The following is a 9,360-nucleotide window of genomic DNA, read 5'->3' as shown; positions in this document are numbered from 1 at the left end:
TCTTCTCCCAGATTTATCGCTTTTGTTAGTCGCTGAACGGATAGTCCCGCCGTTCCGGGTCGGCACGTAAGGAGTTGGTGGCTTCGCCCCAGCCGAGTGCCGCCGATATCTTCTCGGCGGCGGCGCGGGCGCGTTCGAAGACGGTTTCGCTGTCGAACCGCGCCGCCTTCTGCGGCAGCAGCGGCACGGTTAGCGCGGCGATGACGGCACCGGTGTGATCGTGCACAGGCATGGAGATGTTGGTGCAGGCCGCAACGGCCAAGGAAGCGCGCATCTCGTAGCCGAGCCTGGCGACCTCGTTCAGCCGCGCCTCGATTTCGGCCCGCGTGCCCTGACCCTCACCGGCGGCCACGATGCGCTCGACGATGCGGTCGCGCTCGGCCCGGTTCGAATGGGCGAGCAGCACGGCACCCGAACTTGTTTCGAGGATCGGGAAATGCGACCCAAGTGCTACCGAGTAGCGCATCGGCAGCGGCGAATCGATCTGCAAAACCACCAGTGCGTTCTGGCCCTCGCGCACCACGAGATGGCAGCTCTGGTCGGCATTGGCGGTCAATTCGCGCATCACCGGCAGAGCGCATTCCACCAGCCGGTTTACCGGCGGATGCATGTGCGCCAGTTCGAACAGCTTCAGCGACAGCCGGAAACGGTCCGATTGCGTGCGAAAGATATAGCCCCGTTTCTCCAGCAGAAGCAGGATGCGGTAGATCTCGTGAATGGAGCGGCCGAGGCCGGTCGCGATCTCGGTCTGGGTCAGCGTTTCGGCGCTGGAGGCCATGAATTCCAGAACGTCGAGCGCCTTCTCCACCGCCGGCACGCGATAGCCGTTGCGGCCGCTTTCGCCCTCATCGAGCGTCTCGGCAACGCTGGCGGCCATCAGGCGACGCTCCGTTCCGGCTGCACTTGCCTGGTTTCGCGGTAGAGGCTGTTGACGTGGCCTGCGAGTTCGGTCGCCGACATGTCACCGGCTATGGCTGCGGCGGCATGCGGCGCGCATTCGCGGAAGAAGGCGATGAAGCCCGGATGGGTCGGACGCAGATAGGACGAGGCGATCGTCCGCAGCGTCGAGCCGAAGAAATCGCCGGAAAGACCATTGACCCCGCCATCCTTCCAGGCAGCCAGCGAACCCGGTTGTCCGCCAGATTTCACATAGTCGCCGCGCTGGTATTCGGGCGAGCACAGGAACAGTGCATAGTCGATCGCGGCCTGCTTGTGCTTCGATTGGGCGCTGACGCCGATGCCGGCACCGCCGAGCAAGGCGCCGGCGGCTTGCGGGGTGGGCACGTCGGCGAAGCGCAGATGGGGCCTGTCGGGTTTCGAGGCGTAATTCACATAGCCGAAGGCGAACGGCACGTAGACAACGTCGTCATGCGCGATCATGTGGTCGTAGCAGCGGATCGGATTCCACTTCGACGAGTCCGGGTGCGAAAGCGCGACAAGCTCGCGCAATTGCGCAATCGCCTGCTCGACCATTTCCTTCGCGATGAATTGCTCGCCATCTTCCTGGGGACGGCCAAGCGTCAGAAGCAGACACATGGCGTCGGTCGGCACGAAGGGCAGGCCGAGCCACTTGCCGTCGCTGCGCGCGCGCCGGCCAAGCTCCAGCACGTCCTGGTGCGTGCTGGGCACCGGCCCGTAGCGCTCCAGCAAATCCGGCCGATAGGAGGCGACCTGGCAGGCGGCATCGATCGGCAGCGCCCACTGACGGCTGTTCTTCTGGTAGGAGCGCCAGGACGCCCCGACTGAGTCACGTTCGAAGAAATGGATCTGTTCGGCCGACAGATAAGCGTCGAACGGGACCATCAGTTCATCCTGGGCGATATCGCCGATGAAGGGATGGTCGAACACGACCAGATCGTAAGTGCCGAGCACCGGACCGAGGGCGCCCTCACCGAATTCATAGAGGCTGCGGCGGTCCCATTGGATCTCCAGGCCGGGATGCGCGGCGCAATAGGACTCGATGCTGGCGTCCAGCGGACCCCAGCATCGTCTATGATCCCACGCCAGTCCGCGCAGCTTCGTCATGCCACTCAAATCCTCCCGGCACCGGCAATAGCCGGCTCGCCATCGACACTAGCACCATTTTTCATATGCGCAACTTGTTTTCATTCGCGCAAGCGCACACATCCTCCCGACTGGCCGATGCAGGGTTCAAGCCAGATCGAAACGCTCCACGGCGCGCATGATGCCGCGCAGTTCAGCCAACCCCTTGAGCCGTCCGATAAGCGAATAGCCGGGGTTGATCTTTTTCTTGCCGATGTCGTCGGCAAGCAGATGCCCATGGTCCGGCCGCATCGGGATTTGCCAGTCGGCCCGGCCTTGCTCGCGACGGCGCTTTTCTTCCTGCATCAGAGCGAGGATGACGTTCGCCATGTCGGTGCCGCCTTCGAGATGCTCGGCTTCATAGAACGAGCCGTCCTCCTCGATGGTGATGTTGCGCAGGTGGACGAAATGGATGCGGTCGGCGAATTCCTTGACCATGGCGACGATGTCGTTGTCGGCGCGCGTGCCATAGGAGCCGGTGCAGAAGGTCAGTCCATTGGCGGGACTGTCGACGGCGTTGAGGATGAAACGCGCGTCCTGTGCCGTCGAAACCACGCGCGGCAGGCCGTAGAGCGAGAATGGCGGGTCGTCGGGATGGATGCACATGCGCACCCCCTCCTCTTCGGCCGCCGGAATGATCTCGCGCAGGAACCAGGCGAGGTTGTCGCGCAACTCCTTCGGCCCGATCGAATCGTATTCAGCCAGGGCTTCGCGAAAACTGTCCCTGTTATAGCTGCGTTCGGTCGCCGGTAGGCCGGCAATGAGGTTGCGCTCGATCCGGTCGATCTGCTCTGGCGTCAGCATCTTCAGCCGCTTCTCGGCCTCGGCGATACGCGCCGGCGTATAGCTTGCCGCACCGTTCTTGCGCTGCAGCACGAAAAGATCGTAGGCCGCGAAATCGATCGCATCGAAGCGCAGCGCATAGCCGGTTGTCGGCAGGCGATACGTTAGGTCGGTGCGGGTCCAGTCCACCACAGGCATGAAATTGTAGCAGATCGTCTCGATGCCGGCCTTGGCGAGCGCCCGGATGCTGTCGCGGTAGTAGCCGGCATAGCGCTCGCGCTCGGGCGCGCCGATCTTGAAGGAATTGTGCACCGGAATACTCTCGACGACCGACCATTTCAGGCCAGCCGCCTCGATGATCCGCTTGCGCTCGAGCACATCGGCCTCAGGCCAGGCGCGGCCGTCATAGATCTGGTGCAACGCGGAGACAACGCCGGTGGCGCCGGCCTGCCTGACATGTTCAAGCGTCACCGGATCATCGGGACCATACCAGCGCCAGCACTGTTCCATGAAGCCTCCTCAGGGTTGGCGGCGACCATATTGTCGGACCACAAGCCTGTCAACAGAACCTTTCCGTCGCCATACAGTTGATTTCCTGTGGATCGAGCCCTAGGGTGGTCCAACAAATAGCAAGGAGTTCTGCGGTGGAACAGGCGAGCCACGATTCGATGGAGGCGGCAGACGAAGCCGGGATCAGCAGTTCCGCCGTCGACCAGACCGTGCGGCAGATCCTCGACCTCATCCGCAATCGCGCCATGTCCATCGGCGATGTGCTGCCCACCGAACGGGAGCTTGGCGAACTGTTCGGCGCCAGCCGCAACACGATACGCGAGGCGCTGCGCACCATCCGAACCTATGGGCTGATCGATCCCAAGCCGCGCGTCGGCGCGGTGCTCGCCGATCGCCAGAATGTCGCGATCCAGAATTTTTTCGCCGCGCAAATGGACATATCGAAAACGTCCTTTCACGACATACAAGGATTTCGCCGCATCATCGAAGTGAGCGTCGGCGACCACATCATCCTCAATGCCAGCGCCGCCGAACTTGAAGCCCTGGACGAGGTCAATGGCCTGATCGAGACCAGCAAGGATGTCCAGGAAGCCGCGCAACGCGATTTCGATTTCCATCTGGCGCTGATGAAGCTCGCCGGCAACCGCATGCTGGTGCAGACTTATCAGTTCCTGTCGCCGGTCATCCTGCACATCATGACCGTCGGCAAATCCATCCGGCCGGTGCTGAGCGAAACACGCCACGCGCATGGCGAGATCATCGCGGCGCTGCGCGCGCGCGACCGCATTGCCTACTGCTACCTGATGAGCCGGCATCTCGATTTCGGCTTGCGCTTCGTTCCCGACGACCTCGAAAACGCCCGTATGTCGGCGGCAAACCCGGTGCATCCGGGTCCGGCATCTTCCAAGGATTTGCATCATGTCTGATTTTGAGAACAAGGTGGCGCTGATCACCGGCACGACCGGCATCGCGCTCGCCACTGCGAGTCGCCTGGCGCGAGGCGGCGCTGCGATCATCGCCTGCGGCATCGACCGGGCGGCCAATGCCGCCATGCAGGAGAGCCTCGCCAAGGCCGGAGCGAATGCGCTGGTGCAAACGGTGGATGTCTCCGTTTCCGACCAGGTGCGCGACGCGGTCGCAGCGGGCGTCGCGAGGTTCGGCGGCATCGACATCATCGTCAATTCGGCGGCGGTCCACCCCTACGGCACGGCGACCACCACCGACTGGGAAACCTGGAACCGGGCGATGACGGTCAATGTCGGGTCGATCTACCTGACCGCGCATTTCGGCATTCCCGAAATGATCCGCCGAGGCGGCGGTGCCATCGTCAATGTCGCCTCGGTGCAGGGGTTCGCCTGCCAGCAGAACGTCGCAGCCTATGCCACGACCAAGGGCGCCATCCACACGTTGACGCGTTCGCTGGCGCTCGACTATGCCGCGGCCGGCATCCGAGTCAATTCGGTCAGCCCGGGCTCGATCCGCACGCCAATCCTCGAGAAGGCAGCGCGTGGCGACAATGGCAGCGACGCCGATGTCGAAGAAGCCTACAGGCGCTTCGGCGCCGCCCATCCGCTCGGCCGTATCGGCGAGCCGGAGGAAGTGGCGGAACTCATCGCTTTCCTGTGTTCATCGAAAGCCGGCTTCTGCACCGGCGCTGATTACAAGATCGATGGCGGCCTCACCGCCGGCATCGGCGTCAAGTAGGGCGACGCGGATGAAGATCGGACTTGGCCTCTATCGCGATTCGCTGACGCCGGAGAATTTCCGTTTTGCCCGGCAGGCCGGCGCAACGCATGTCGTTGCGCATCTCACCAACTATTTTCGCGGCCGCGATCCCTCGCTGTCGGCCGGCACCGAAACGGATGGCTGGGGCGATTGTTCGACGGATGGATTGTGGAGCTACGAGGATTTCACCGGACTGGTGAAAACCGTACGCGACAACGGCCTGGAGATCGCCGGCATCGAAAACCTGTCGCCGCGCTTCTGGTCCGACGTGCTGCTCGGCGGCCCCGATCGGTCGAGGCAGCTCGACGGCCTCAAGCGCCTGGTGCGTGACGCCGGCCGGGCCGGCATTCCCTGCATAGGCTACAACTTCTCGATCGCGGGCGTGTGGGGCTGGCAGCGCGGGCCATTCGCGCGCGGCGACGCCATGTCCGTGGGGCTCGATTTGTCCAATATCGATCCCGACCTGCCGCTGCCCGACGGAGTGGTCTGGAATATGCGCTACCGGCCGGGCCGAGCCGGCGCCGCGCCTGTCAGGGTCTCGCAAGAAGAACTGTGGGAACGGCTTGGCGTCTTTCTGCGCGAAATCGTACCGGTGGCCGAAGAGGCCGGCGTCGTGATGGCTGCGCATCCGGACGATCCACCCGCCGAGGCGCTGCGCGGCACGGCGCGCCTCGTCAACCGGCCGCAGAAATATGATCGGCTGATGGATATCGTCGACTCGCCCGCCAACGGGCTGGAGCTCTGCCTCGGCTCGCTGCAGGAGATGCCGCAGACCGAGGAGATCTACAGCCATGTGCGCCGTTTCGCGCGGCGTGGCCGCATCGGCTATATCCATTTCCGCAATGTGCGGGGCAAAGTGCCGAAATATCACGAAACCTTCGTCGACGACGGCGACATCGACATGGCCGAGATCGTGCGCATTCTGCGCGACGAGAATTATCAAGGCGTCATGATACCCGATCACACGCCTGAGATGGCCTGCGACGCGCCATGGCACGCCGGCAAGGCCTTCGCATTGGGCTACATGCGCGCACTGGTGCAGAACGCCAACGCGCTAGGCCCGGTACGAAGCCGGGCACCCGACATGGCAGCGGAGTGAATAGGGGACGCACGACTGACATTTTTCGAGCCCGAAGGCGCCGCAAAAGCCCGCTTTCGATGGAGAGCGGGCTTTTGTTAGTCGGCTCGGTTCCTAACTCAGGATAGCGACGATCTCATATGAGTTCGGATCGACAATAACAATCCTGCCATCGGCCAGGAGGAAATATTCATAGCTCTCATAGGCAGGAACGATTTCGACGATCCGGTGCGGAAGTCGATGCAGCCGCACCTTCTGCTTCGGCACTTTCACGCCGACCGAAATGTCCACGTCGAGGTTCGAGACCGGTTCCACCTTCGTCTCGCGGATGACGTTGGTGATTTCGGTCTTCTGCTCGACGGATATATTGTTGATTGAAGCGGTTGAACTCTGGTCGGTAGTCGTACCGGCCTTGCCCTGCGCTTGCTGATCGGTAGTCGTACCGGCCTTGCCCTGCGCCTGCTGGTCGGTCGTCATACCGGCCTTGCCCTGCGCTTGCTGATCGGTAGTCGTACCGGCCTTGCCCTGCGCCTGCTCGTCGGTCTTCATGCGGGGCTTGCCTTGCGCCTGCTGATCGGTCTTCACGCCCGCCTTGCCTTGCGCCTGCTCGTCGGTCTTCGCTCCGGCTTTGCCTTGCGCCTGCTCGTCGGTCTTCATGCCGGCCTTGCCTTGCGCCTGTTCATCGGTCTTCATGCCGGCCTTACCTTGCGCCTGCTCGTCGGTCTTTACGCCCGCCTTGCCCTGCGCCTGCTCATCGGTCTTCGCTCCGGCTTTGCCTTGCGCCTGCTCGTCGGTCTTCATGCCGGCCTTGCCTTGCGTCTGCTGCTCGGTGCTGCCGCCCTTCTGGCAATTGGCCGAGCCGGCTGCGCAAGTGTCTGCCCCACCCGATTGGGCCGCTTCGCCCGACTGCTGGTGGGTCTGCGCGATTGCCGCCCCACATCCGAGGGTAAGCGCTAACATGCTGGTGATCAGAGTGGTTCTCATGGGAAATCTCCTAGGATGGCAGTCCCTTCGCGGCAAAACTTTGCCACCCCGTGATTGTTCCACCGAAGGCTAATATATTCCGGAGCGGATGGAACTGCCGGCATTTTGCGAAGTTCGGCGCATGGGGCGCACCTGCCGAAACGCCGGTGGCGTCGTCGGCTTGGCGCCCTGCCCAACATCTGATGGAGACAGAAGTGGAAAAATATCTACTGGGAACGGCAGTGGGCATCCTGTTTCTTGCGGGGGCCGGAGCGGCCGCGGCGCAAGATGTGGTCATCCAGCCGGAGCAAGAAACCGTTATCAAGGAGTATGTGAAGAAGCAGCCGCTGGCCTCGGTCCAACTGCCCGGCGTGGAACTCAATGTCGGATCCACCGTGCCTGATACGGTCGAACTTCATGAAGTTCCCGATGTGAAATACCGCTACGTCGTGGTCGACAATCGAACAGTTCTGGTCGACCCGGAAACCCGGAAAATCGTCCAGGTCCTTCAATGACCGCATGTTCCAAAGCGCCCGCCCCGGCATGCGTCGAGGCGGGCGACCTGTGTCAGGTTTCTGTTTTCATGCATGTCTTTGTTCCAAACCGAGGCGTTTTGGGCGACATGCATGAGCATGGCTACGACTGCAGGTCAAATGCGATGTTGCGATGCTTTTGAATTGCTGAGCTGGCAACAATGTCCGCCAGTTCTTTGTCGGAGAGAGTGCATTCTGGCAGTTCGTAACGGATGGCTGACACCGCCTGCGCCGTGGAAATTGGCCATTCGAGATTTCTGCGGGAATTGATGTAGTGATCGATGGCCCGGATCAGTTCCTTCGAGGTCATATCGATCACAGGCATCGGTTCCTCCTCCTTATTTCCCCGTTTTTCTCACTGTGTTGACGGACACCGAAACCTGCCATCACAATTGTTAAAACGGCAGACGAAAAAGATGTCGATTCAGGAAAATAGGGGCTGGCGGTGGCTTTGGAGTTCACCTCCGCTGCATCGGTGGAAATATAACTGGGAGTGCAGCGGGTTGCGGTGTAGTGTCCCAAGTGATGGCCGCTGCAAAGGGAGAGCTCTTGCACCATGGACGGGGAAGCGGCGAAATCAGCCTTTCTGGGCGGGATTCGCGTTTTGATCGTGGAAGACGAATATTTTCTCGCCGATGACCTGCGTAAGGCTCTCGTCACACAAGGGGCGATAGTGCTCGGCCCGGTCGCCACGGTCGAGCCCGCAATCGAATTGCTGAACAGCGGTCAATGCGATTTTGCGATTCTCGATATCAACTTGCGCGGCGAGCAGACATTCGAGATTGCCCGCGAGTCGTTGGCGAAAGGCGTTCCGATCGCCTTCGCCACCGGCTATGATCAGACGGCCATACCAGCAGAGCTCGGCGGGATCAGGCGATTTGAAAAGCCTCTGGAATTCGGCAGCATTGTCGAGTTCGTTGCCGCGACGGCACATGACACGCGATGAACGAGAGAAGCGAGCCGGCGGTTGGCCTGAGAGCGAAGACCGCGCGGCACCCGCTTATCCGCAAGCTGTCCAATTTCACGGTCCTGTCCGTGGAAGAATGCGACGCCATCGAGAGCGCGACAACAAAGGTCGCCGAATTCGCCGCCGGCGATGACGTCATCCAAAGGGGCGACCGGACAGGCGGGGTCAACCTGCTGCTCGAAGGATTTGCCTGCCGCTACAAGATTCTCGAAGACGGTCGGCGACAGATCCTTGCCTATTTGGTGCCGGGCGACCTTTGCGATCTTCACGTGTTCCTGCTGCGGCGCATGGACCACTCGATCGGTGCTCTCAGCCGCTCCAAGGTTGCGGCGATCCCGCAGAGCGCCATCCTCGGCTTCACCAACAGCTATCCCAATCTTACGCGTGCGCTCTGGTGGACCACGCTGCTCGACGAGGCGATCACCCGCGAATGGGTCGTCAACATCGGCCAGCGGACTGCTTATGAGCGGATGGCTCACCTTTTTTGCGAGCTGTTCCACAGGCTTCACGCAATTGGTGAAACGGCCGGCAAGAGCTATCCCCTACCGGTAACCCAGGCGACCCTGGGCGATACGCTCGGTCTTTCGAACGTGCACATCAACCGTACGCTTCAGGATCTCAGGCGCGATGGCCTCATTTCGTTCAACAACGGCACTGTAACGATCAAGAACCTGGCGAAACTGGAGGCGGCGGCCTTTTTCAATCCTGATTACCTTCATCTGTTGGACGTCAGGGAGCCTTTTGCATGATCAGGCACG

11 protein-coding genes are annotated in these 9,360 nt (G+C 61.7%); 6 read left to right on the top strand and 5 right to left on the bottom strand.

Annotated features, from left to right (window positions below):
• Window positions 1–25: 25 nt before the first annotated feature.
• The 3 genes from FJ959_RS05570 to uxuA all read right to left on the bottom strand — a co-directional run bounded on the left by FJ959_RS05570 (window position 26) and on the right by uxuA (window position 3,336).
• Window positions 26–877 (bottom strand): IclR family transcriptional regulator, encoded by an 852-nt coding sequence (locus FJ959_RS05570; protein WP_140555656.1) that lies wholly within the window; start codon window positions 875–877, stop codon window positions 26–28.
• Complete coding sequence (locus FJ959_RS05565) at window positions 877–2,025, bottom strand: extracellular solute-binding protein (RefSeq protein WP_140583948.1); 1,149 nt, start codon at window positions 2,023–2,025, stop codon at window positions 877–879. The genes FJ959_RS05570 and FJ959_RS05565 overlap by 1 nt, the downstream gene beginning before the upstream one ends.
• Window positions 2,026–2,151: 126 nt before the next feature.
• Entirely contained in the window at window positions 2,152–3,336 is a 1,185-nt protein-coding gene (gene uxuA / locus FJ959_RS05560; protein ID WP_140628943.1) for a mannonate dehydratase, read from the bottom strand.
• 134 nt (window positions 3,337–3,470) lie between these two features.
• Here uxuA and FJ959_RS05555 point away from each other — a divergent pair, with 134 nt between their 5' ends.
• The 3 genes from FJ959_RS05555 to FJ959_RS05545 are packed head-to-tail and all read left to right on the top strand — an operon-like array spanning window position 3,471 to window position 6,160.
• Window positions 3,471–4,262, top strand: coding sequence for a FadR/GntR family transcriptional regulator (locus tag FJ959_RS05555; RefSeq protein ID WP_224671760.1), 792 nt, complete (start codon window positions 3,471–3,473; stop codon window positions 4,260–4,262).
• A complete protein-coding gene (locus tag FJ959_RS05550; RefSeq protein WP_140583951.1) occupies window positions 4,255–5,040 on the top strand; it encodes an SDR family oxidoreductase in 786 nt (261 codons plus the stop codon). The genes FJ959_RS05555 and FJ959_RS05550 overlap by 8 nt, the downstream gene beginning before the upstream one ends.
• Before the next feature lie 10 nt (window positions 5,041–5,050).
• The gene (locus tag FJ959_RS05545) at window positions 5,051–6,160 is read left to right on the top strand and encodes a mannonate dehydratase (RefSeq protein WP_140628940.1); all 1,110 of its coding nucleotides are present in this window, start codon (window positions 5,051–5,053) and stop codon (window positions 6,158–6,160) included.
• A gap of 93 nt (window positions 6,161–6,253) precedes the next feature.
• Here FJ959_RS05545 and FJ959_RS05540 read toward each other — a convergent pair whose 3' ends face one another.
• On the bottom strand, window positions 6,254–7,123 hold the full coding sequence (locus FJ959_RS05540; RefSeq protein ID WP_140628937.1) for a DUF1236 domain-containing protein: 870 nt from the start codon (window positions 7,121–7,123) through the stop codon (window positions 6,254–6,256).
• A gap of 194 nt (window positions 7,124–7,317) precedes the next feature.
• Here FJ959_RS05540 and FJ959_RS05535 point away from each other — a divergent pair, with 194 nt between their 5' ends.
• Window positions 7,318–7,617, top strand: a complete 300-nt coding sequence (locus tag FJ959_RS05535; protein WP_224519082.1) for a DUF1236 domain-containing protein — start codon at window positions 7,318–7,320, stop codon at window positions 7,615–7,617.
• Between the two features lie 121 nt (window positions 7,618–7,738).
• Here FJ959_RS05535 and FJ959_RS05530 read toward each other — a convergent pair whose 3' ends face one another.
• The gene (locus FJ959_RS05530; protein ID WP_140497477.1) at window positions 7,739–7,960 is read right to left on the bottom strand and encodes a hypothetical protein; all 222 of its coding nucleotides are present in this window, start codon (window positions 7,958–7,960) and stop codon (window positions 7,739–7,741) included.
• A 231-nt stretch (window positions 7,961–8,191) separates the two neighbouring features.
• Between FJ959_RS05530 and FJ959_RS05525 the strand changes: the two genes are divergently transcribed.
• The gene (locus FJ959_RS05525) at window positions 8,192–8,581 is read left to right on the top strand and encodes a response regulator (RefSeq protein ID WP_140497475.1); all 390 of its coding nucleotides are present in this window, start codon (window positions 8,192–8,194) and stop codon (window positions 8,579–8,581) included.
• Entirely contained in the window at window positions 8,578–9,351 is a 774-nt protein-coding gene (locus FJ959_RS05520; RefSeq protein ID WP_140497473.1) for a Crp/Fnr family transcriptional regulator, read from the top strand. Before FJ959_RS05525 ends, FJ959_RS05520 begins: the two co-directional genes overlap by 4 nt.
• The last annotated feature ends 9 nt before the right edge of the window (window positions 9,352–9,360 follow it).

It is taken from the genome of Mesorhizobium sp. B2-2-4 (assembly GCF_006442375.1).
Lineage (GTDB): Bacteria > Pseudomonadota > Alphaproteobacteria > Rhizobiales > Rhizobiaceae > Mesorhizobium.
This window is presented reverse-complemented; position numbering and strand designations above follow the sequence as displayed.